Source organism: Pseudomonas sp. MAG002Y (assembly GCF_019400845.1).
Taxonomy (GTDB): Bacteria; Pseudomonadota; Gammaproteobacteria; order Pseudomonadales; family Pseudomonadaceae; genus Chryseomonas; species Chryseomonas luteola.
The window spans coordinates 395,093-417,186 of record NZ_WOEJ01000001.1; the positions used below are offsets into that span (position 1 = coordinate 395,093).

20 protein-coding genes and 1 riboswitch are annotated in these 22,094 nt (G+C 58.1%); of the genes, 6 read left to right on the top strand and 14 right to left on the bottom strand.

Going from position 1 to position 22,094, the window contains the following annotated elements; all coding sequences use genetic code 11:
* The first annotated feature begins 29 nt into the window (after positions 1-29).
* Positions 30-1,352 carry a bifunctional DedA family/phosphatase PAP2 family protein gene (locus tag GM154_RS01830; RefSeq protein WP_010797090.1) on the top strand — a complete coding sequence of 441 codons (1,323 nt, stop codon included), beginning with the start codon at positions 30-32 and terminating at the stop codon, positions 1,350-1,352.
* A gap of 9 nt (positions 1,353-1,361) precedes the next feature.
* Here the strand turns inward: GM154_RS01830 and GM154_RS01835 are convergent, their stop codons facing one another.
* From GM154_RS01835 to GM154_RS01880, 10 genes are all read right to left on the bottom strand, one after another.
* Positions 1,362-1,940: an LON peptidase substrate-binding domain-containing protein gene (locus GM154_RS01835; RefSeq protein ID WP_010797089.1), complete on the bottom strand. Its 579-nt coding sequence runs from the start codon at positions 1,938-1,940 to the stop codon at positions 1,362-1,364.
* An 84-nt stretch (positions 1,941-2,024) separates the two neighbouring features.
* A complete protein-coding gene (locus GM154_RS01840; protein ID WP_219650753.1) occupies positions 2,025-2,732 on the bottom strand; it encodes a membrane integrity-associated transporter subunit PqiC in 708 nt (235 codons plus the stop codon).
* A gap of 104 nt (positions 2,733-2,836) precedes the next feature.
* The gene (gene parC, locus GM154_RS01845; protein WP_219650754.1) at positions 2,837-5,089 is read right to left on the bottom strand and encodes a DNA topoisomerase IV subunit A; all 2,253 of its coding nucleotides are present in this window, start codon (positions 5,087-5,089) and stop codon (positions 2,837-2,839) included.
* Positions 5,090-5,094: 5 nt separating this feature from the next.
* Positions 5,095-5,622, bottom strand: coding sequence for a TIGR02281 family clan AA aspartic protease (locus GM154_RS01850; RefSeq protein ID WP_037030000.1), 528 nt, complete (start codon positions 5,620-5,622; stop codon positions 5,095-5,097).
* Positions 5,619-6,608 (bottom strand): esterase-like activity of phytase family protein, encoded by a 990-nt coding sequence (locus tag GM154_RS01855; protein ID WP_219650755.1) that lies wholly within the window; start codon positions 6,606-6,608, stop codon positions 5,619-5,621. The genes GM154_RS01850 and GM154_RS01855 overlap by 4 nt, the downstream gene beginning before the upstream one ends.
* Entirely contained in the window at positions 6,605-8,503 is a 1,899-nt protein-coding gene (gene parE, locus GM154_RS01860; protein ID WP_010797084.1) for a DNA topoisomerase IV subunit B, read from the bottom strand. Before parE ends, GM154_RS01855 begins: the two co-directional genes overlap by 4 nt.
* Positions 8,504-8,508: 5 nt before the next feature.
* Positions 8,509-9,117 (bottom strand): YqiA/YcfP family alpha/beta fold hydrolase, encoded by a 609-nt coding sequence (locus tag GM154_RS01865; protein ID WP_074823047.1) that lies wholly within the window; start codon positions 9,115-9,117, stop codon positions 8,509-8,511.
* Between the two features lie 68 nt (positions 9,118-9,185).
* Complete coding sequence (gene cpdA, locus GM154_RS01870; RefSeq protein ID WP_125887227.1) at positions 9,186-10,001, bottom strand: 3',5'-cyclic-AMP phosphodiesterase; 816 nt, start codon at positions 9,999-10,001, stop codon at positions 9,186-9,188.
* Between the two features lie 280 nt (positions 10,002-10,281).
* Positions 10,282-10,737 (bottom strand): DUF1249 domain-containing protein, encoded by a 456-nt coding sequence (locus tag GM154_RS01875; RefSeq protein WP_010797081.1) that lies wholly within the window; start codon positions 10,735-10,737, stop codon positions 10,282-10,284.
* Positions 10,728-11,348, bottom strand: coding sequence for an NUDIX domain-containing protein (locus GM154_RS01880; RefSeq protein ID WP_010797080.1), 621 nt, complete (start codon positions 11,346-11,348; stop codon positions 10,728-10,730). Before GM154_RS01880 ends, GM154_RS01875 begins: the two co-directional genes overlap by 10 nt.
* Before the next feature lie 195 nt (positions 11,349-11,543).
* On the opposite strand from GM154_RS01880, the gene GM154_RS01885 reads away from it, so the two are divergent.
* On the top strand, positions 11,544-12,293 hold the full coding sequence (locus tag GM154_RS01885) for an RsiV family protein (protein WP_122043436.1): 750 nt from the start codon (positions 11,544-11,546) through the stop codon (positions 12,291-12,293).
* Between the two features lie 41 nt (positions 12,294-12,334).
* Here GM154_RS01885 and cytX read toward each other — a convergent pair whose 3' ends face one another.
* Positions 12,335-13,609, bottom strand: a complete 1,275-nt coding sequence (gene cytX / locus GM154_RS01890) for a putative hydroxymethylpyrimidine transporter CytX (protein WP_219650947.1) — start codon at positions 13,607-13,609, stop codon at positions 12,335-12,337.
* A gap of 113 nt (positions 13,610-13,722) precedes the next feature.
* Positions 13,723-15,600 (bottom strand): phosphomethylpyrimidine synthase ThiC, encoded by a 1,878-nt coding sequence (gene thiC, locus GM154_RS01895; RefSeq protein WP_219650756.1) that lies wholly within the window; start codon positions 15,598-15,600, stop codon positions 13,723-13,725.
* Positions 15,601-15,683: 83 nt separating this feature from the next.
* A riboswitch (TPP riboswitch) is annotated at positions 15,684-15,811 on the bottom strand.
* A 116-nt stretch (positions 15,812-15,927) separates the two neighbouring features.
* Between thiC and GM154_RS01900 the strand changes: the two genes are divergently transcribed.
* Positions 15,928-17,388: a TolC family outer membrane protein gene (locus tag GM154_RS01900; RefSeq protein ID WP_219650757.1), complete on the top strand. Its 1,461-nt coding sequence runs from the start codon at positions 15,928-15,930 to the stop codon at positions 17,386-17,388.
* Here the strand turns inward: GM154_RS01900 and waaA are convergent.
* Complete coding sequence (gene waaA / locus GM154_RS01905; protein WP_219650758.1) at positions 17,377-18,654, bottom strand: lipid IV(A) 3-deoxy-D-manno-octulosonic acid transferase; 1,278 nt, start codon at positions 18,652-18,654, stop codon at positions 17,377-17,379. The two genes, GM154_RS01900 and waaA, sit on opposite strands and share 12 nt — an antisense overlap.
* Positions 18,655-18,723: 69 nt before the next feature.
* Positions 18,724-19,617 (bottom strand): LysR family transcriptional regulator, encoded by an 894-nt coding sequence (locus tag GM154_RS01910; RefSeq protein WP_219650760.1) that lies wholly within the window; start codon positions 19,615-19,617, stop codon positions 18,724-18,726.
* 84 nt (positions 19,618-19,701) lie between these two features.
* Here GM154_RS01910 and GM154_RS01915 point away from each other — a divergent pair, with 84 nt between their 5' ends.
* The 3 genes from GM154_RS01915 to GM154_RS01925 all read left to right on the top strand — a co-directional run bounded on the left by GM154_RS01915 (position 19,702) and on the right by GM154_RS01925 (position 22,082).
* Positions 19,702-20,034: a multidrug efflux SMR transporter gene (locus GM154_RS01915; protein ID WP_219650762.1), complete on the top strand. Its 333-nt coding sequence runs from the start codon at positions 19,702-19,704 to the stop codon at positions 20,032-20,034.
* Positions 20,035-20,100: 66 nt separating this feature from the next.
* Positions 20,101-21,276, top strand: a complete 1,176-nt coding sequence (locus GM154_RS01920; protein ID WP_219650763.1) for an FAD-binding oxidoreductase — start codon at positions 20,101-20,103, stop codon at positions 21,274-21,276.
* Entirely contained in the window at positions 21,273-22,082 is an 810-nt protein-coding gene (locus GM154_RS01925) for an aldo/keto reductase (protein ID WP_219650764.1), read from the top strand. Before GM154_RS01920 ends, GM154_RS01925 begins: the two co-directional genes overlap by 4 nt.
* The last annotated feature ends 12 nt before the right edge of the window (positions 22,083-22,094 follow it).

The following is a 22,094-nucleotide window of genomic DNA, read 5'->3' on the forward strand; positions in this document are numbered from 1 at the left end:
GTTATAGCAAAGGACCTACCCTCTCTCTCATGACAGCCTTTCTTGCCGACCTGAATGCCTGGTTAAGTGCGCATCCCCATTGGTTGGGAGCTGCCGTATTCATCACGGCCTTTCTCGAGTGCCTCGCACTGGCAGGCCTACTGGTGCCTGGCACCTTTGCCCTGTTTGGCATCAGCGTACTGGCAGGCAGCGGTGTGCTGGGTCTTAGCGAGACTCTTATCCTGGGCTACCTGGGTGGTCTGCTGGGGGATGCCGCCTCGTATTATCTGGGCAGACGATTCCATCAGAATATCCGGAGCCTTCCCGGGCTGCGCACCCATCCAGAATGGATTTCGTCAGCGGAGACCTTTTTCCAGCGCAACGGCATTACCAGCTTGTTGATAGGCCGCTTCATTGGGCCGCTGAGGCCCATGCTGCCCATGATTGCCGGAATGCTGGACATGCCTGTCATCCGCTTTACGGTCGTCAGCCTCATCGCCGCGGCAGGCTGGTCGGTTGTATACCTGCTCCCGGGCTGGATGACCGGTGCGGCCTTTCGCCTTCCTCTGCCGCCTGACTTCTGGCCCCAAGCCGGAATCATAGCCGGCAGTGCAGCCGTTTTGCTTGTATTCATCATGCATGCCACCTTGCGCGAGCGCAGCGGCTCGACCCTCATGATTGCTGTGCTGACCTTTGTGCTTCTGCTTGCCTTGTTACTGGGCTGGCAGCATTTGCGTTCGCTGGATGAAGGCATCATGACCCTCGTTCAGGAGCACCGGCAGCCCTACCTGAACAGTGTTGCGGTCATCATTACCCGCCTGGGCGACTTCCGAACCCAATTGGTTGCGGCAATCATTCTGATCGCGCTGCTGGGAGCGATGCGCCAGTGGCGCGGTATGTTCTTTTCCCTGGGCTCATTGCTGGGAACTGCGGTAGCCAACGGCACACTGAAAAACCTGCTGGCGCGAGCGCGTCCAGACATCCTGGCCGAACCACTGACAACCTATAGTTTGCCTAGCGGACATAGCTCGGCATCGTTTGCCTTCTTCCTGACCCTGGGTATTCTTGTCTCGCGCGGCCAATCCCCGCGAGTGAGACTGACATGGCTAGCCGTAGCCGCCCTGCCCGCTCTCACGATTGCCACAACGCGTGTCTACCTAGGCGTGCATTGGCCCACCGATGTCCTGGCAGGAGCACTGTTGGCGGGCAGTTTCTGCGCCCTGAGTCTGGCTGTCATGCAACGGCAGGCAAGGCTTCAGCCGCTGACGCTTCGCTTCTGGTGGATATTCATTCCAATCATACTCGCGGTCTTCACCTTTGCAGCCGCCTGGGCCTTGCCGGTTGCCATAGAACGCTATATGCCTGCTACGTAATAGCCCACCTCACTCCTGCAGGCTGGACAGCAGTTCATGAAGGCGATCCAGGCGCTCACCTGGATCGTCGAGCGAAAGCAGCTCGTTTTTCTGATCAGGCGTAAAAGGCAGCAGGTATCCTAGCTGGTAACCCAATTCGCGCTGCCCACTGGCCGTCCCATCCAGGTCCAGCGCAGCCACCATAGGATGCTCGGCCAATGCCTGCAACAGGGCCGCCAAGTCATCATGCTGATCGCTCAAAGGGCGCTCGGCCGGCTCGTCCAACCATTCAACCATACCTATAGTCAGCTGATCATCCTGAACTTCGGTATCCAACAGTCGAAACCGCCGTACACCCTCGACCCTGACGCCCAGCAACCCATTGGACTGCTGCTGCCAGTCCCTGACTACCGCTTCACAACCGAAGCCTCCTAGACGGGTTGGTGCAGCACCCACTTCCTCTCCTTCAAGGATAGTCACCACACCAAAACCGATGTTCTGCTTGAGACAGCGACTGATCATGTCGAGGTAGCGAGGCTCGAACAGCTGCAGATCCAAGGGGCAGCCTGGAAAAAGTGTGGTCGACAGGGGAAACAAGGGAAGCTTCATAAGGCATCTCGATCTATCGTCAGGATTGCCTATTGACGCCTTTAAGTCCGCCACGTGCAATGGCGGACCCGAAAAACGTCACATTTAGAAGCGATAAACTTCCGCACCCGTACGAATGGGAATGATCTTGGGAAGCTTTGCAGGTGCCTCAACTTCTTGAGCCACTTGTGTCCTGGACTGCCTGGAAGATGACTTGGCGGCCTTCCTGGAAGCCTGCTCAGCCGCAGTGACCGCACCGGATAGCTGCTTGGCCAGCTGCTGCAACAGAAGGCTCTGGGCTCTGACCTGATCTGCTTCTGTTCCGTTGTGATTCTCCTCAAGGTGAACCATCCGACTGTCCCTGAGCTTTTCATTACTATCCAGCAGATGCCAGCGTGCATCGAGCACAGCAGACTGCTTCGGGCCGGAGTCCAGGCGAGAAATCTCCAGTTCAACCATGATCTCAGGTTTGTACCCTTCGGGGGCATCTCCTATCACGATCCTGTTACTGTTGAGACGCCACGCCATCTGACGGAGCAGTACATGCTGCATATCATCAGTGAGAGAGCCTGCCCAGCGCGCCTTGCTGTCCGATAAGGAACCATCGGGGTGCCGCTGCAGCAGGGTGTCGTGCTGCAGATAATTGGCAATGTTCAGGCTGCGAATTTGCACGGCGGTGCCGGCCCTGGTTTTGGGGACCGAAGCCGTCCCGCTGTCCAGCTGATAATAATGAGCCGGATATAGGCTAGCGCAGCCGCCCAGACCCAAGGTCATGGTAGCTGCAAGCAATGCCATCAAACACGTTCGCTTCATTGAGTACCTACTGTCGAGCCACGTCCTGGCTGAAACCGATTACGTCGGACGAAAACAGACGGCGAATCATCCTAGAATTTTACGCCGTCTTCCAGCCAATCCGATCAAATCTCGACACCCAAGGCATCAACACGCTGGAAACCGCGTGGCAGTTTGTTGCCGCGACGCCCGCGCTCACCTCTGTAATGCTCAAGGTCATCGCCCTTGAGGGACAGGGTCCGCTTGCCTGCCTGCAACACCAGCTGACCACCTGGCGGTACGATGGCAAAGCCCACCATGTACTCCTCACGACTGGCGACCTTATCACCGGGAATCCCAATGATCTTGTTGCCTTTACCCTTGGCCAGCTGAGGCAGATCAGACACATTGAAGACCAGCAGACGCCCTTCAGTCGTAACTGCTGCAAGCAGATCCTGCTCAGCATTGCGAACCACCTTAGGCACCATGACCTGCGCCCCCGCCGGCAAGTTAATCAAGGCCTTGCCCGCCTTGTTCTTGGCCTGCAGATCTTCGCCTTTGACAACGAACCCATATCCTGCATCGGATGCCATGACATACAGCTGCCCGTCATCCGGCAGAAGTACCGTTTCGAACGTAGCGCCCGGCGGCGGCGTAAGACGCCCCGTCAAGGGCTCACCTTGTCCCCGCGCAGAAGGCAGCGAATGTGCAGCCAGTGAATAGCTTCGCCCTGTGGAGTCGATAAAGACGGCAAACTGATTGGATCGCCCTGGCGCCGCGGCCTTGAATCCATCTCCCGCCTTGTAGGAAAGGCCGGTGGCATCGATGTCGTGCCCTTTGGCGCTGCGAACCCATCCCTTTTCAGACAGGACAACCGTTACCGGCTCAGTAGGCATAAGTTCGGTTTCAGACAACGCGCGCGCTTCCGCACGCTCGACAATCGGCGAACGCCGCTCATCGCCATACGCCTCGGCATCCTGGATCAGCTCATCGCGCACCAGCTTGCGTAGCTTCTTGTCGCTGCCTAATAGCCCTTGAAGTCGCTTCTGCTCTTTGAGGAGTTCGTCCTGCTCGCTCTTGATCTTCATTTCCTCCAGGCGCGCCAGCTGACGCAGCCGGGTATCGAGGATGTAGTCAGCCTGGGTCTCGCTCAACCCGAAACGAGCCATCAGTACAGCCTTGGGCTGCTCCTCGGTACGGATGATATGAATCACTTCGTCCAGATTGAGGAAGGCGATCATCAAACCTTCGAGCAGATGCAAGCGGCGCTCGACCTTGTCCAGACGGAACTGCAGGCGACGGCGTACAGTGCCGATACGGTACGTCAACCACTCACCCAATACCTGCCGAAGGTTCTTGACCTGCGGCTTGCCATCCAACCCGATCACGTTGAGGTTTACGCGATAGCTGGACTCCAGATCGGTTGTGGCAAACAGATGCTGCATCAGCTCGTCGAGGTCGACCCGATTGGAGCGTGGCACCACAACAATACGGGTCGGGTTTTCATGGTCGGATTCGTCACGCAGGTCAGCGACCATCGGCAACTTTTTGGCTTGCATCTGGGCAGCGATCTGCTCCAGCACCTTGGCGCCCGACACCTGATGCGGCAGCGCTGTGATGACAACCTCGCCATCTTCCTTGCGGTATACGGCACGCATGCGTACGGAGCCGCGACCTGTCTCGTAAAGCTTCAGAAGATCCGCACGTGGGGTGACGATCTCTGCCTCGGTCGGAAAATCCGGACCTGGTACATGCTCGGTCAACTGATTAACCGTTGACTGCGGCTCATCCAGCAGACGGATACACGCGGCGGCGACTTCCCGAAGGTTATGGGGAGGAATATCGGTAGCCATCCCTACGGCGATACCGGTCGTGCCGTTGAGCAACAGATTGGGCAGCCGAGCAGGCAATACCGCGGGCTCATCCATGGTGCCGTCGAAATTGGGCACCCAATCCACAGTACCCTGCCCCAGCTCAGTCAGCAGGACTTCGGAATAGCGGGACAGCCGCGCCTCGGTATAACGCATGGCGGCAAACGACTTGGGATCGTCAGGGGCGCCCCAGTTGCCTTGGCCATCAACCAGTGGATACCGGTAGGAGAATGGCTGCGCCATGAGCACCATGGCCTCGTAGCAGGCACTGTCGCCATGCGGATGGTACTTACCCAGCACATCACCTACGGTACGGGCTGACTTTTTGTGCTTGGCATCGGCGCTCAGGCCAAGCTCGCTCATCGCATAAATGATGCGCCGCTGCACAGGCTTCAAACCGTCGCCGATATGAGGAAGGGCTCGGTCCATGATGACGTACATGGAATAATTCAGGTACGCCTGCTCGGTAAAATCGGCCAGCGAACGGCGTTCTACACCGTCCATACTCAGATCGAGAGAGTCGCTCATGCGGTTTACTCTTGTTTCGTATACTGGCGCAGCAGCAAGGTGCCGCCGCGCTGGGTGAATTCAAGTTGGCGCAGGGCGCTCATACCAAGCAGCACCTGATCACCATCGATATTGGGCGCAACCAGCGCACGTACGTCGTGCAGCACGATATCGCCCAATCGAAGCTCATTGATACGGGTACGCCAGCCTTCGGCCCGACCATTGGCTGTGCTCAACAGAACAGGGCCGCCATGGGGCAGTTTCAGCGTGGCCGCCAGCTCAGCTGACAGGGCAACATCAGTTGCGCCCGTATCGACTACAAAGGTGACGTCCTTGCCATTCAGCGATCCGTTGGCCAGAAAGTGTCCTGCACCATTACCGGCCAGACTAACCTCGATATAGCCATCGCCGTGCTGGGAAACAGGCACCTGATTAGGGTTCTGCCGCTGCAGCTCAAGGCCGCCAAACCAGTGCGCCAAGAGCCATAGCCCTGCCCCCCACGCAAGAAAGAGCATGACGCGTCCGGCACGCTGGCCTGCCGTCTGATGACTCACGGTGCGTCCCAGCCCGCGGCGGGTGCAGCGTAATGCAGAACGTAAGGCCGCTTGTCACCATCCTCGCGCGCCAGATCACCGGTATCCAGGCCAATCCAGGCGCCTCGCTCGTCTATCCATAGCGCCTCGGCCAATCCCCAGTTCTGCCGGTAATGCCGAACAGGGGCCAGCAGTGTTTTAGCTAATGACCAACAGCGTTCGGCAATACCCGACTCAGCGCTACGACGACAGAGTTGATGAGCCGCACGCTCCAGGGTAAAGAGCTTTCCGTGGTAATAGACCATGTCGGAAAAGTCGACAGGTAACGGGCCGCGCTTACCCAACGCAGGCGGAATCGGTGTGGTCCCCCCCTCGGCAAACATGACGCAGCTACCATGGCAGACCCACTTATCGCCCTGCTTGAACAGCGTCAGGATTCCGCGGCGCTGCCGCTCTGCTGCCAGCCAGATCTGCTGGCCATCCGGGCTTACAGAGACACCTTCATAAATGGAATTGAAGTGTGTAAGAAGACCATGACGGTTTGCCTGTGACATCAGGTTCCAAGGCAGCTTCAGCCAGGACTGACCACCCTGCACAGGATCGAGCAATACTGCCGCGTATCCTTCGCTGACCAGATAACGGTTACCCGCCTCATCACAGGTGATGCCCTCAAGATCGACCGTCCCGCCTCGCTTGTACTCCGCTAGGCGGACAAACAGGCGAAGGTTCCAAGGCAGCCCTGCTGAAGGCGGAGGGCCCGCCGAAATCGGATGAGCTTCGGCCTTCCAGATCTCGCCGCTCGAGTCCAGACGATAATATTGGTCATCGTCGCGATCCGATACCGTCCAGAATTCACCCTTGCACAGTGCCAGACCGGACAGATTGCCGCCTCGCATCCCTTCCACAGGATATTCTGCTTCCAGGCGCAGCTCTTCCGCTGCCCTGGCCTGCTGCAAACCGAGACCTAGCAGTATTAATAGAGCCCACAGGCGCCAATGCTTACTCAAACAAGCACCTCAGCCAGGTTCCCCTTGCTCTCCAGCCAGCTTTTGCGATCCCCAGAGCGTTTTTTTGCCAACAGCATATCCATGATTTCGAGCGTCCCAGGGGTGTCCTCGAGGGTAAGCTGCACCAGCCGTCGCGTATTGGGATCCATCGTGGTCTCACGCAACTGAAGCGGGTTCATCTCACCCAGTCCCTTGAATCGGGTCACCTGTGGCTTGCCACGCTTCTTCTCGGCCGCAAGGCGATCAAGGATACCGTCTCGCTCGGCCTCATCCAGCGCATAGTAGACCTCCTTACCCAGGTCAATCCGATACAGGGGAGGCATGGCGACATAGACATGCCCGGCCTCCACCAACGGTCGGAAGTGGCGCACAAACAGTGCACACAGCAGCGTGGCGATATGCAGACCGTCAGAGTCGGCATCCGCCAGGATGCAGATTTTACCGTACCGTAGCTGGGAAAGGTCCGCAGCACCGGGGTCCACGCCAATCGCAACCGCGATGTCATGAACCTCCTGGCTACCCAGAACCTCACCACCGTCGACTTCCCAGGTGTTCAGGATCTTGCCGCGCAACGGCATGATCGCCTGAAACTCCTTATTGCGAGCCTGCTTGGCGCTACCGCCTGCTGAGTCCCCTTCAACCAGGAACAGCTCACAGCGCAGCGGCTCCTGCCCTACGCAGTCCGCGAGCTTACCGGGCAGTGCGGGGCCTTGAGTGATCTTCTTACGCTCAACCTTCTTGCCAGCCTTCAGACGACGCCCGGCATTATTAATGGCCAGCTCAGCGACTTGCAGACCCAGCTCCGGATTGGCATTGAGCCAAAGGCTGAAGGCATCCTTAACGACGCCCGAGACGAACGCCGAAGCCTCACGCGAGGAGAGACGCTCCTTGGTCTGACCAGAGAACTGAGGCTCCTGCATCTTCATCGACAGGACGAAGGCGATGCGCTCCCAGATATCCTCGGGCGCAAGCTTGAGACCACGCGGCAAAAGATTGCGAAACTCGCAGAACTCACGAATGGCGTCGAGCAGCCCCTGACGCAGACCATTGACGTGCGTTCCGCCCTGGGCTGTAGGAATCAGGTTGACGTAGCTTTCCTGAACCGACTCGCCGCCTTCGGGCAGCCACAAAAGCGCCCAATCGACGGCTTCCTTGTCTGACGCCAGGCTGCCGAAGAACGGAGCCTCCGGCAGGCGTAAGGCGTCACCTACCGCATCAACCAGATAGGAGCGCAGGCCATCTTCATAATGCCACTCGATGCGCTCACCGCTGGCCTTGTCCTCGAAACTGACCGCAAGGCCAGGGCAGAGCACGGCCTTTGCCTTGAGAATATGCTTCAACCGGCTGACAGAAAACTTTGGCGAGTCAAAGTATTTGGGGTCAGGCCAGAAATGAACGCTGGTGCCGGTGTTGCGCTTGCCGACACTGCCCACTACGGCCAGCTCACTCGCCTTGAAGCCATCGGCAAATGCCATGGCATACTCGCTGCCATCACGCTTGACCTTGATCTCGACACGGGTGGACAGCGCATTCACTACAGAAATACCCACCCCGTGCAAGCCACCGGAGAACTGGTAGTTCTTGTTGGAAAACTTACCGCCGGCGTGCAGCTTGGTCAGAATCAATTCGACGCCTGAAACGCCTTCTTCCGGATGGATGTCGACCGGCATACCACGGCCGTCATCGAGCACTTCCAGGGAGTTATCCTCATGAAGGATGACCTGCACACTACGGGCATGACCGGCCAGCGCCTCGTCGACACTGTTGTCGATCACTTCCTGCGCCAGGTGATTGGGACGAGTCGTGTCGGTGTACATGCCCGGGCGCTTGCGCACCGGATCCAGTCCGGACAGGACCTCGATAGCTTCTGCGGTATAGGCGTTTTGCTGGGCCATAATCTCTATTTGAAAGTCGAAAAATCGATGCCATGCCACAAGACAGGCGAGAAACCGGCAAAGGACAATAGCGAAGGCAGCTTTTCAGCGAAGTTCTGGAAACCATGGTCTCCACCCGCTTCGATGCGCAATGCACATCCTTGATAAAGCGCCTGGGCGTCGCGATAGTCGAGCGTCTCGTCAGCCGTCTGCAGCCACACCTGGTAGCGGGAAGGATCCTGAGGCGCGCCCACATCGAGCGCCGCCAGCGCGTCAACGTGAGCGTCCGTCAATACCCACTCCTCACCGCTGTAATAGTTTTTCTGCGGCCCCCGATAAGCATCGATCAAACGCCAGGGGCGCACTGCCGGATTAACCAGTAGGGCCTTCAGGCCATAACGCTCGGCAAGAACGGTGGCATAGTAGCCGCCTAATGAACTGCCGACCAGTAAAGGCTGGTCCAAAGCAGCCAGAGATGTCTCAAGCTGAGACATGGCAATGACAGGGTCATAATGAAGATCAGGCACGCGAACGCACCCCTGCAGGCCGAGCCGCTGCATGCAGGCATGGAGCTGGCGGGCTTTGAGGGAAGCCGACGAGCTATTGAAGCCGTGGATATACAGTACAGAAGGCACTGGTTAATCCTGTATAAATAACCAGTGCTATATTAACCTTTTTTTGCCTCCTCTTGAAGGCCTATCGGCTAATAACCACTGCCCTGGAAATCCACATTAAAATCCACACCCTCTACCCGCGAGATGCCGGTTTCAATCGTACCGTCCGGTAATAGCCTGAGCCAGCGGTAGCCCGGGGCTTGCATGCCCACTTTGAAATCAATGCTGTTCGGCTCAAACTGCAGCCCTGTTGACGGTGATGCCAACAGGCGTACGCCGTTACGTATCTGATCGAATTCCTGATGGATATGGCCCCAGAGAATGACGCGCACCTGCGAATACCGATCCAGCACTTCAAAAAGCGCCTCAGGATTGAGAACCCCTAACGGCTCCATCCACTGGCAGCCCACCTGAACAGGGTGGTGATGGAAAGACACCAGCACGTGTCGATCCGGTGCTTCGCTCAGTGCCTTTTCGAGCAGCTCGAGCTGCTCCTGGTCGAACCGCCCGGGCACGGCACCATTAATAGTCGAATCCAGCATGATCAGCCGCCACTGCCCCATATCGAGCACGGGGTCCATGAGGTCTGTTCCGGCACAGAAGGTTTGCATTACCTTGACCTTGTCATGGTTGCCCGGCAACCAGCGGGCAGGCGCATCAAGGCAAGCCGTAAGCTCCTTGAAGGACTGGTAGGCCTCGGGCGTACTTTCCTGTGCCAGGTCTCCGCTGGCCAGTATCAGGTCTATCGTCGGCTGCTCGGCTCGTACGCGCTCTACAACCTGTTCCAGGCTATAGCGGGTATCCAACCCCAACAGGCGCCCCTCGGGAGAGGAAAACAGGTGACTATCGGTAAGCTGGACCACAAGCGGTGCAGCGAGGAAATCTGGCGACGTAGCCAAAGCCATCTCCTTGAATCGCGGCGTCTACAACAAATCAAAGTGTAGAGAGTGCATGTAAGCGCACCTAACAGATGGTGCACAGTTCACACTTGTAACCGATGAACTGTATGCCGACCCCTGTTTGACAAGGTATTACATCACGCAGCGACAAAAGGTCGTTTTACGGCAGCAGGCGACGGTAGCAGCATCAAATTAAATGCTAGCACAAAGCCATTATTTACGTATCGATCCGTGGCTGGGAGTTTCTATGGCGGCGAGACACGCGCGCCGGAGGACAAAGCAGTAATCAGCGTTGCAGGACAGGTTCGGACTCGTGTCCGCATGCCATGCAGTGGCTCAACCATTCGCCTAGAAACAAATTCAGCTGGGTCTTTTCGTCAGGATGGTTCATCAGCTCGTTCGGATACGGATAGATTGCCTGTAACCGGCGGGTCGGCCCCGCGCTGATGACCTCTGCCATGCGTGCATCATGGTAAACACGCACTTCAAGCCTGGGCACAGGCAACCAGGGAAGCCCAAGCTCCTGGCTGACCTGCAGTGTTGTTGTATATGGACACGCCTCGGTCACTTCCAAGGCCAGTATGCCCAACAGCTTTTCTCCCTGCGAAAGCGCCACACGACGGGAAATCAGTGCCTCGCGCATCTTGGGAAGAAGCTGCATCAGTCGCAGATAGTTGGACTCGCACGTGGCCTGCAGCCCCGGCAAGTCAACTCGGTAGCGATCCCGCCCTTTCAAACCCATAAACCACGTACCTCGGCGCGATTGAGCGCCAGCCATTGCAAGGCAATCATTGCCGCTGCGTTATTGATTTTTCCATTCTTGACGGCGTCCAGCGCATCCTCGAAAGGCATGACGTGAACACGAATATCTTCCCCTTCTTCAGGCAAGCCGTGCACACCGCCAGCCTCGTCGCTGTCCACACGGGCCAGGAAGAGATGCACCAGCTCGTCACTGCCACCTGGAGAGGGGAAGTAAGTGGAGATGGGCCATAGCGATTGCAAGGCCAGACCAGCCTCTTCTTGCGCTTCGCGATGAGCGACCTCTTCGGGCACCTCATGGCTCTTGTCGATCAGCCCGGCTATCGGCTCAAGCAGCCACGGATTATCACTTTTATCGATGGCCCCAACCCTGAACTGCTCTACCAGCACTACCTTATCCCGCTTGGGATCGTAGGGCAGTACGCAGACCGCATCGTGCCGAACAAAAAGCTCCCGATCCAACCGGCGACCCATTTCGCCGGAAAACAACCGATGCCGTAAATATAGACGGTCTACGCGATAAAACCCTTTGAAACACTCTTCGCGGCGCTCAATTTCGAAGTCGCCTGGGGCTGACTTTACGTTTTCGCTCATCTAAGCCTCTCCGGACTTCAGTCGTGACAATCGCGCCATCCTAGCGTGACCGCTTGAAGGATGCAGCCCCTTGGCAGTACCGCCCGGAAGACAGGAAGATATGCGGATGACTGAACGGTTTGATGCCGAACTCATTGCACCGGATGCACTCGAAGCACATCCTGAGCACAGCCCCTCTACCTACCAAGGAGCCCCATGCGACTGTCCAAACTACTCGTTATCGCCAGCACGGCCGTTTTATTGAGTGCCTGCCAAAGCTTTTTCAAGCCTGACCTGAACGAACCGCTCAAGCCCAAGCGTGTGGCGTGGGAGCACCGTCCGGCGGGCTGCGCCAATGCTGACTGCCCCTTCGTCAATGTCGATACGCTGAAGTTCGACGATGAACACCTTAATGCGATCATCGAGCAAGCCTTGCTTGAGGAAACCCGACCGGAACCGGGAGCCCCGGTAGCACAGTCGCTGGACGCTTACGAGCAGGACTTCCTGCGCAATGCGCAGCCGCGCTGGAGCAGTTACCTGCAGGCCAACATACGCGAGCAGCATGACGGGCTGGTGATTGTCGAGCTGTCATCCTATCTGGACACAGGCGGTGCCCACGGCCAGCCGGGCCGCAGCATCATCAATTATGATCGTCAGCAAAAGAAAGTCCTGACGCTTCAGGACATCCTGGTGCCAGGACAGGAACAGGCTTTCTGGGATGTAGCCAAAACCGCCCACCAGGCATGGCTGATAGCCAACGGACTCAAGGACGACGGTGCCTTCGAGAAAGAATGGCCCTTCGTCAAGACATCCAACATTGCACTGGATTTCGGTGCCGTCACGCTGAAGTATGATGTCACCAGCATTGCGCCCTACTCCATGGGCCATCCGCTTATCAAGATTCCCTATCCCAAGCTGAACGGCATCGTGCGCCCTGAATACTTTCCAGGCCGCCGCGCGCTGTAAGCCTGCTAGCCTGGCGATGCGAATCGCCAGGCTACCGACTCCTACCGTGCAATCAGTCTCCCCAGCACCAACTGAAGTAGACCCGCCAGGATCAGCGCCGGCAGGGTTGCCCCCAGTACGGGCCAGAAAGCAGCAAGCAGATGATAGATCGCTACACCGCAGCCCCAGGCGATGAGGGTGTCCCAGCGCAGCGTCGTCATGGCTACATGATCGGCGTGCTGGGTACGAAGGATAAAATGGTCGACCAGTACCACGCCAAAAAGTGGGGCGAATACCGACCCGATGAGCAGTAGAAAGTGCTCGTATTCAGCCAGGGCAACCTGCCACGCGATGAGTGTACACAGCACGCCGAAAGCCAGTGACAGATGCTCGACCTTGAGCCGAACCAAAATGCCGGAAGACACGGCAGCTGAATGAATAGCCGCAAATGTATTTTCCGACTCATCCAGCAGGATCAGCAGCAGGGGTATGCCTACGCCTGCGCCCGCCAGGGCCAGTAACAGAGCATTGGTCTGGCTTGCATCAGCGAAAGCCAGGGTATAGGCCACACCCAGTCCCATCAGCCAGAAGTTGCCCAGGCAGTAACCAATGGCCGTGCCGCCAAACACGCCAGCCTGCCCGCGGCCAAACCGAGCATAGTCGGCAATCAGTGGTAACCAGGACAGCGGCATGGCAATAGCGATATCGAATCCGGCTGCAAAATTCAGCGATCCATCACCAGGACGCGCCCACAGCGCAGCCAGATCTGCCTTGGAGAAAAAATTCCAGGTCAGCCAAATGCAGGCGGCCAGGAGCAGCCAAATACCCCAGCGGCGCAGAATGCGGCGAACGAAGGTAAGCGGACCGGCGACCGCCAGAATCGTGACCAGTACGCCGAATGTCAGCGTCCAGAAGACCGGATTGGCCAGCCAGCCACCCGCCCCCAGGTAACGGTCCGTTAGGAGAAGGGCTGCATCTCTCATAACCACCAGCTCGAAGCTGCCCCATCCTACCAGCTGCAGGATGTTCAGTACGGCAGGAACTACCGCACCGTAACGCCCAAGGCTCAGCTTGAGCGCCGACATGGCTGAAAGGCCGGTGCGGCTCCCGATGGTCCCAACAACGGCCAGGAGCAGTGAGCCGGCAACCGAACCACATAGAATCGTAAGCCAGCCCTGGGCAAGGCCAAGTCCGGGAGCCAGAAGCGCCCCGGTCTGAACCACCATGAGCCCGACGCTGAGCGAAAACCACAGGGAAAAGAAATCACGCCCGCCTAATACACGGCGTGCGTCAGGCACCACTATGTCGGGTGAATAGGTGCTAGTCGTACTCACGATAAACGATATCTCGGGTAATCAACGGGGACAGGCGCGCTTTTGAGTCGCCCGGAACATAACAAGAAGCCGCGCCCAGGGACGCGGCTTGGCACTACACAACAACGACCCGCGCGTTAAACCTGCTTGTAAATCACACTGCCCTCTTCCTTGAACCGTGCTGCCTGCTCCTGAAACCCGGCTTCGATGGCTCTTTGTTCATCGGTCAATCCATTCTCCTTGGCGTAATCACGCACTTCCTGAGTGATCTTCATGGAACAGAACTTGGGCCCGCACATCGAGCAGAAGTGCGCCACCTTGGCAGAGTCCTTGGGCAGGGTCTCGTCGTGGAAAGCACGCGCTGTGTCCGGGTCCAGGCCCAGGTTGAACTGGTCTTCCCAGCGAAATTCGAAGCGTGCCTTGCTTAGTGCGTTATCTCGGATCTGGGCGCCAGGATGACCCTTGGCGAGGTCAGCGGCGTGGGCAGCGATCTTATAAGTGATGATGCCGGTTTTGACGTCGTCCTTGTTGGGCAAGCCCAGGTGTTCCTTGGGCGTGACATAGCACAACATGGCACAGCCGAACCAACCGATCATGGCGGCGCCGATACCAGAAGTAATGTGGTCATAGCCGGGGGCGATGTCGGTGGTCAGGGGGCCAAGTGTGTAGAACGGCGCCTCGTCGCAGCATTCGAGCTGCTTGTCCATGTTTTCCTTGATCAGCTGCATCGGCACATGGCCCGGACCTTCGATCATGCACTGGACGTCATGCTTCCAGGCCAGCTTGGTCAGCTCGCCCAACGTTTCCAGCTCACCAAACTGGGCGGCATCATTGGCATCCGCAATAGAGCCAGGCCGCAGGCCATCCCCCAGGGAGAAGCTGACGTCATAAGCCTTCATGATTTCGCAGATTTCTTCGAAATGCGTATACAGGAAGTTCTCCTGGTGATGCGCCAGACACCACTTGGCCATGATGGAACCGCCGCGCGAAACGATACCGGTCACGCGCTTGGCCGTCAGCGGCACGTAGCGCAACAGTACCCCCGCATGAATGGTGAAGTAGTCCACGCCCTGTTCGGCCTGCTCGATAAGCGTGTCGCGGAAGATCTCCCAAGTCAGGTCCTCGGCTACACCACCGACTTTTTCCAGCGCCTGATAGATCGGAACCGTCCCGATCGGGACCGGACTGTTACGCAGGATCCACTCACGCGTCTCGTGAATATGCTTACCGGTAGACAGGTCCATCACCGTATCAGCGCCCCAGCGGATGCCCCAGGTCAGTTTTTCCACCTCTTCCTCGATTGAGGACCCCAGCGCACTGTTACCGATGTTGCCGTTGATCTTCACCAGGAAGTTGCGGCCGATAATCATCGGCTCCAGTTCAATATGGTTGATGTTTGCAGGGATGATGGCGCGGCCACGGGCCACTTCGTCCCGGACGAACTCCGCGGTAATTTCTTTCGGGATGGCAGCACCAAAGCTTTGCCCGCCGTGTTGCTGCGTCAAAAGACCCGCCTCCCGAGCCACCTGAAGCTTCATGTTCTCGCGAAGGGCAATGTATTCCATTTCCGGCGTGATGATGCCTTTCCTGGCGTAATGCATCTGACTGACGTTGTGCCCTGCCTTGGCCCGGCGCGGGGTCCGGACATGGGCGAACCGCAGGGCGTCAAGGGCCGGATCATCCAGGCGAGCACGCCCGAACTCGGAGGAAAGCCCCGGTAGAATCTCGGTATCACCACGCTCATCGATCCAGCGCGAGCGAACATCCGGCAGCCCCTTGTGTAGATCGATGCGTACGTCAGGGTCCGTATACGGGCCTGATGTGTCGTAAACAAATACCGGCGTATTCTTCTCGCCGCCGAACGCGGTTGGCGTGTCAGCCAGACGGATCTCACGAACCGGCACGCGGATATCCGACCGGGAGCCGGTCAGGTAGACCTTTCGGGAATTGGGAAACGGCTGGGTGGACTGGCGATCGACCTGAGTGAAATCGGTGACATTGTTCTGCTTGTTCATCGAGGCTCTCCTGGTAGGCACGGTGCCGGGGAAGAACCTGATACACAGGAACAGGCGGATGCCTGCAAGGTGGTCTGTTCGAGCGAACACGACCTCTTGTTCCCTACGCGGGTTGGCACGTCGCACGCGACGAGTCTAGCCCGATCAGGTTCAACGGGATCCGGGACTACCCGATCTCAGCGCTTCGTATGACGCACCCCGACAAGAACGTCTGCAGTGTAAACACAGAATGCGTTACCCGCCAGGAAACTTCACAGCATATTTTCTCTCGTATGGCCGATACGGCTACACTCGCCTACAACATGGAAAGCTATGCCAGGACCTCACATGCTGCGTATCGTTCTCTTTTCAACCCTGAGCTGTGCCTGCAGCCTGGTTATGGCTCAGCCAGCAGAGTCGGCTACTACACAGAACGGACTGGTCGCGGTTTACCAGGAAGCCCTCAACAATAACTCCGATCTGGCAGCCGAGCGTGCCGGCCTTGCCGCGCAGCGGGAAGCCATTCCGCAAGCCCGCGCAGGCCTGCTACCGCAGCTCAGCTTGGGCGCTCAAGTCAATGACACCCATATGAGTCTGGGACTGAAGCAGAACGACACCTTAGGGATTGCAGAAGGTCGCTATAAGAGTGATCGCAGCAGTCAGATGATCCAGGCCAACCTCAGCCAGCCGCTGTTCCGGGCAGATCGTTGGTTTCAACTCCAGGCAGCCAAGGCCGGTACGGAACAGGCCGAGTACCAGTTTTCAGCCGCCCAGCAGAACCTGATCCTGCAAACGGCGGAAGGCTACTTCAGCGCCTTGCGTGCCCAGGATGCCCTGGCGACTGCCAGGGCTGAGGAGGCAGCCCTCTTCCGCCAACTCGACCAGACCCGGGAGCGGTTCAAGGTGGGGCTGACGGACGAAACTGATGTACTCCAGGCCCAGGCCAGTTATGACACAGCCAAGGCCAACAGCTCTCTGGCTTCGCGTAATGTCCAGGATGCCTTTCAGGGGCTGGTCCGTCTGACCAACCGGGAGTACAACGCGCTCGAAGGTATTCGCCACGATCTGCCGATCCTGCCGCCCATGCCCAACGACGCCAAGGCCTGGGTCGATCGCGCCGTGGCGCAGAACCTCCAGCTGCTGGCCTCCAACTCAGCCGTAGACACGGCGCAGGAAACCTTGCGCCAGCGCAAGGCCGGACACCTACCCACCGTGGATGCGGTGGCGCGCTACCAGCGCGGCGACAATGACGCTTTCAACCTGCCCAACCCGGGTGTCGATATTTTCGACAGCCCCGTCAGCCAGCGCAGCATAGGCGTGCAGATAAACGTACCTATTTATACCGGCGGACTGACCAGCTCCCAGGTACGCGAAGCCTATCAGCGGCTGGACCAGAGCGAGCAGCAGCGCGAGAGCATGCGCCGTGAAGTGGTGCAAAATACGCGCAATTATCATCGTGCCATCAACACCGATGTCGAACAGATCGCGGCACGCAAGCAGAACATTGCGTCCAGCCAGCGCGCTCTCGAAGCGACCCAGATCGCTTATCAAGTAGGCACACGCAGTATCGTTGATGTACTCGACATACAGCGCCAGCTCTATAACGCCGTTCGTGAATACAACAATGCTCGCTATGACTATATCCTGGATAACCTGCGCCTGAAGCAGTCAGCCGGCCTTCTGAGCCCGAACGACCTGCTTGAGCTGTCGCGCTATTTGAAACCTGACTACGATCCGGACCGTGACTTCCTGCCTCCGGATCTGGCCAAACCCATCAGTATGACGCAGCGGCCCTCGTTAAGACCCTGACGAATGCCTGATCAACCGATCCAGCCCATCCAGCAGGCGCTGCAAGGCGCCCTGGTTGGCTTTGAGTACAGCCAGTCCGCCCTGCCGCATCTGGTCGGCTGCATGCTCATCCGTCAGCAGCAGCTGGAGCGCCTCAGCAATATCCTCGGCGCTCCTTACATCACGCAAGGCCTGCGCATCGCGCAGTTGCGCCGCGATGTCCAGAAAGTTAAATACATGCGGTCCGGAAAGAACCGGCTTACCCAGGGCTGCCGGCTCCAGAAGATTATGCCCGCCCCGCTCGATCAGGCTACCTCCTACAAAAGCGACATCCGCTGCGGCATATAAGAAGAGCAACTCGCCCATTGTATCGCCCAGGTAAACGGCCGTGTCGTGAGCAACCGGCTCGTCCTTCGAGCGGCGCGCAGTGCTCAACTGGCTTTGCTGACAATGCTTGAAAACATCATCGAAGCGCTCTGGATGACGCGGCACCAGTATCATCAGCGCGTCAGGCAAGTGCTGGCGTAACCGCGTATGGGCCGCCAGAAGAATCTCGTCCTCGCCGGCATGGGTACTGGCTGCAATCCAGACAGGGCGATGTCCCCAGGCTTCTCGCAACACCTCTGCACGACTAATCAGCGCCGGATCGATACTCAGGTCGAATTTGATGGATCCTGTCACAGTGACACACTCAGGCCGGGCCCCAAGCGAGGTAAACCGCCCGGCCTCCGCCGGTGTCTGGACCGCGATCCAGTCCATGGATGACAGCATGGGGCGCGTGACACCCTCCAGACGACCATATCCTTTTGCCGATCGTGCAGACAGGCGGGCATTGGCCAGTGCTACCGGAATCCCTCGACAGGAGCACTGATGGATATAGTTGGGCCAGAGCTCGGTCTCCATGATGACAGCTAGCGTCGGTCGTACATGATCCAGAAACCGTGCGACTGCACAGGGCACATCATAAGGTAGATAACAATGCTGCACCTGGTCACCAAACAGCGCCCGAATTCGCTCTGAACCGGTAGGCGTCATACAAGTTACCGTGACGGGCAAATCGGGATGCCGTTCGATCAGAGCCCGTACCATTGGCGCAGCGGCAATACTTTCTCCCACTGAAACCGCATGTATCCAAAGACCACCAGGCCGCATGGGCGGAAGGCCAAGGGAAAACCGCTCCCCCATGCGCTGACGATAGAGCGGCGCCTTACGCGAGCGGAGCACTAAGCGCACGGCAATGAAAGGAAGGGCAATATAGAAAAGCAGGCTATAGAGAATTCTGTTCATGGCGGCGGAGCTTAGCCCGCTTTGCATGGAAAGGCGATGACAAAGCCCTCTGTTGATCCTAGGACGGCCTTAACCAATGGCTTGCAGCTGCTCGGCAAAGTGCTCACCCAGCCAGCGCGCTGCTGGCCCCTGGGGCTCGTCACGCCGCCAGACCAGCTCAACCACCAGCGGGGGCGGCGTCCAGTCACTGGCCAACTCCACCAGATGATTAAGATAAGTAGGGTAGCGGGCCACATGACGAGGCAACCAGGCCCAACCGATGTCACGCATGACCAACTCTGCTGTCACATAGAAACTGTCGGCTCGCCAGACATGCGGACTGATCGGCTCCCCGCCCGGGTAACCGCTCTGATAAGGCGCAATGAGAATCTGCCGGTGCTGAGCCAGTTGCTGACGCGTGATGCGAGCATGGCGAGCATGGCGAGCCAAAGGATGACCTGCCCCACATACCGTGACCATCTCCACCAGACTAAGCCGCCTGCGCTCCAGGGCATCAGGCATGTGCTCATGATGAAACATGAGCCCAAGGTCAGCTCGGCGATCAAGCAGCTTTCGCGCAACCTCTCCTTGGGCGCCACTGGCAAGCTGCACATCCAGAAAAGGATAGGCCGCTGCCAAGGTCTCAAGGCTGTTGACAATAGGCTGATACGGCATCGCTTCGTCATGGGCCAAGCGCAAGCGAGTTTCCTCGCCTTGGGTCAGCCCCAGCGCCCGACTTTCGAGGCGCTCACAATGCCTCAGAATTTCCCGCGCCTCATCAAGCAGCGCCCGTCCCGATTCGGTCAGACGAGGCTGTCGTCCGCTGCTGCGCTCGAACAGCAGAACGCCAAGGTCCGCTTCCAATAAAGCGATTGCGCTACTGATAGCTGACTGGGCGCGCCCTAATCGACGGGCCGCCGCAGAGAACGAACACGTCTCGGCCACACTCACAAACAGACGGACCTGATCCAGGCTCCACTGCATTACCTATCTCCTTTGCAGATAGGTAATCACTTTATCCCATCACAAGAAAAACTAGACTGGGCGTTTTCAATCAGAGTACTTCTTATGATCGGCTACATTTATCTGGCTATTGCTATCGCCGCTGAAATCGTTGCGACAACCGCAATGAAGGCTTTGGATGGCTTCAACAAACCGCTCCCGCTGGTGCTGGTTATCGTTGGCTACGCCATTGCCATTGGTTTTCTTTCTCAGGTGGTCAAAATCATTCCAGTCGGTATTGCTTACGCCATCTGGTCAGGCATGGGAATCGTGTTGGTCAGCATAGCGGCTGCCGTCATCTACAAGCAGACACTTGATCTGGCCGCCATACTGGGCATGGGTCTTATCATCCTGGGCGTTATCGTCATTCAACTGTTTTCAAAGAGTACAGGACATTGACCTGAGACCTACGCCTGCAATCGCCTCACGTTATACTGCACGCCTGTCTTTGAAAGAGTCCTGCACATGAGCCCAGCACTGAGCACCGATATTCTGATCGTCGGCGGAGGCATTGCCGGCCTGTGGCTGAACGCCCGTCTACGCCGAGCGGGTTTTGCCACAATCCTGATCGAGTCGGGCACCCTGGGGGGCGGGCAAAGCATGAAGTCCCAGGGCATTATCCATGGCGGTGCCAAATATGCCCTGCACGGCGCGCTGACAGGTGCTTCGGAGGCCATTGCCGAAATGCCTCGCCGCTGGCGCGACAGTCTGGCTGGGACAGGGGAACTGGATCTGCAGGGTGTCCGTATCCTTTCGGAAGCACATTATCTCTGGTCGCCCGGCACGCTCGCCGGCAACCTCACCAGCTTTTTTGCAAGCAAGGCCGTTCGCGGTCGAGTCGAGCCCGTCAAGGGATCAGACCTGCCTCCTGCCCTGCAGGATCGTACCTTCAAGGGCAAGGCCTATCGCTTGGCAGAGCTGGTATTGGATGTGCCGAGTCTCATTGCGCGTCTGGCAGAGCTGGCAGGTGACAGCGTGATGAAAGGACAACGCCTTGACCCCATCCTTGAGGATGGGCAACTGGTGGGGCTGATCGTGGACGGCCAGCCTATCCGCGCTCAGCGAGTAGTACTGAGCTCAGGCGGAGGCACCGAAGCCCTGCTACGTGACCTGGGCCTTGAGCAACCGGCCATGCAGCGCCGCCCATTGCATATGGTGCTGGTCAAGGCGCCTACACTCAAACCACTCTATGCCCACTGCCTGGGCGGCGGTTCGAAGCCCCGTATTACAGTGACCACACACCCCTCAGCTGACGGGCAATGGGTCTGGTACTTGGGAGGTGAACTGGCTGAAGCCGAAGGTGTAGCACGTTCAGAAGACGAGCAGATTGCAGTGGCTCGTCATGAGCTGGAAAAGCTGCTGCCCTGGATAGACCTCTCCCAGGCGCGGTGGGCCACCTTGCGGGTAGACCGTGCAGAGCCGGCGCAATCCAGCATGGCCCGTCCAGATAATGCCTTTGTGGCGGAACACGGCCATCTGCTGGTCGGCTGGCCAACCAAACTGGCCCTGGCGCCCGATTTTTCTGATCGAGTCTTTGCGGTCCTTGAGCGAGAAGGTATTCGCCCCGGTACGCACCCCGCTCTTCCTCCGCACCCTATGCCACCGATGGGTATCCCAGTTTGGGAGACGCTGTTGCCATGAAAACCTTGCACGATTACTACCGCCCCCTGGGCGCGGCCGGACTCATGGTTTCACCACTGGGGCTTGGTACCGTGAAGCTGGGCCGTGATCAGGGTGTGAAATATCCCAATGGCTTCACGATTCCTGATGACCGTGAAGCTGCTGACCTGCTGGCCCTTGCCCATGAGCTGGGTATCAACCTTATCGATACCGCACCCGCCTATGGCCATAGCGAGGAGCGCCTGGGCAAGCTGCTCAAGGGGCAGCGCGACAATTGGGTTATCGTCAGCAAAGTGGGAGAAGAGTTCGAGTCCGGCCAATCACGACACGACTTCAGTGCTCAGCATACTCGGTTTTCCGTCGAGCGCAGCCTGAGGCGATTGGGGACCGACTGCATTGATTTGGTACTCGTACACTCCAACGGACACGATCTCGATATTCTGGAGCACTCAGATGTCTACACGACCCTGGAGACGCTCAAGCGCGAGGGCTCCGTTCGCGCTTTCGGCCTTTCCGGCAAGACAGTAGAGGGTGGCCTGCTGGCGCTCGACAAAGGCGATTGCGCCATGGTGACGTACAACCTCAACGAGCAGAGCGAGCGGCCGGTCATCGACCATGCGACCGCTATTGGCAAGGCGATTCTCATCAAAAAGGCGCTGGCCAGCGGACATGTCTGTCTTGGGAGTGGCGTGGACCCCGTCCAGGCCAGTTTTGAACTGGTACTTGGTCATCCAGGAGTGGCCAGCGCTATCATCGGAACCATCAATCCGTTGCACCTGTCGCATAATGTCCGTGTCGCTGCTAGCGTGATCGAGTCCAGACGTTAACGCGCACGGGGC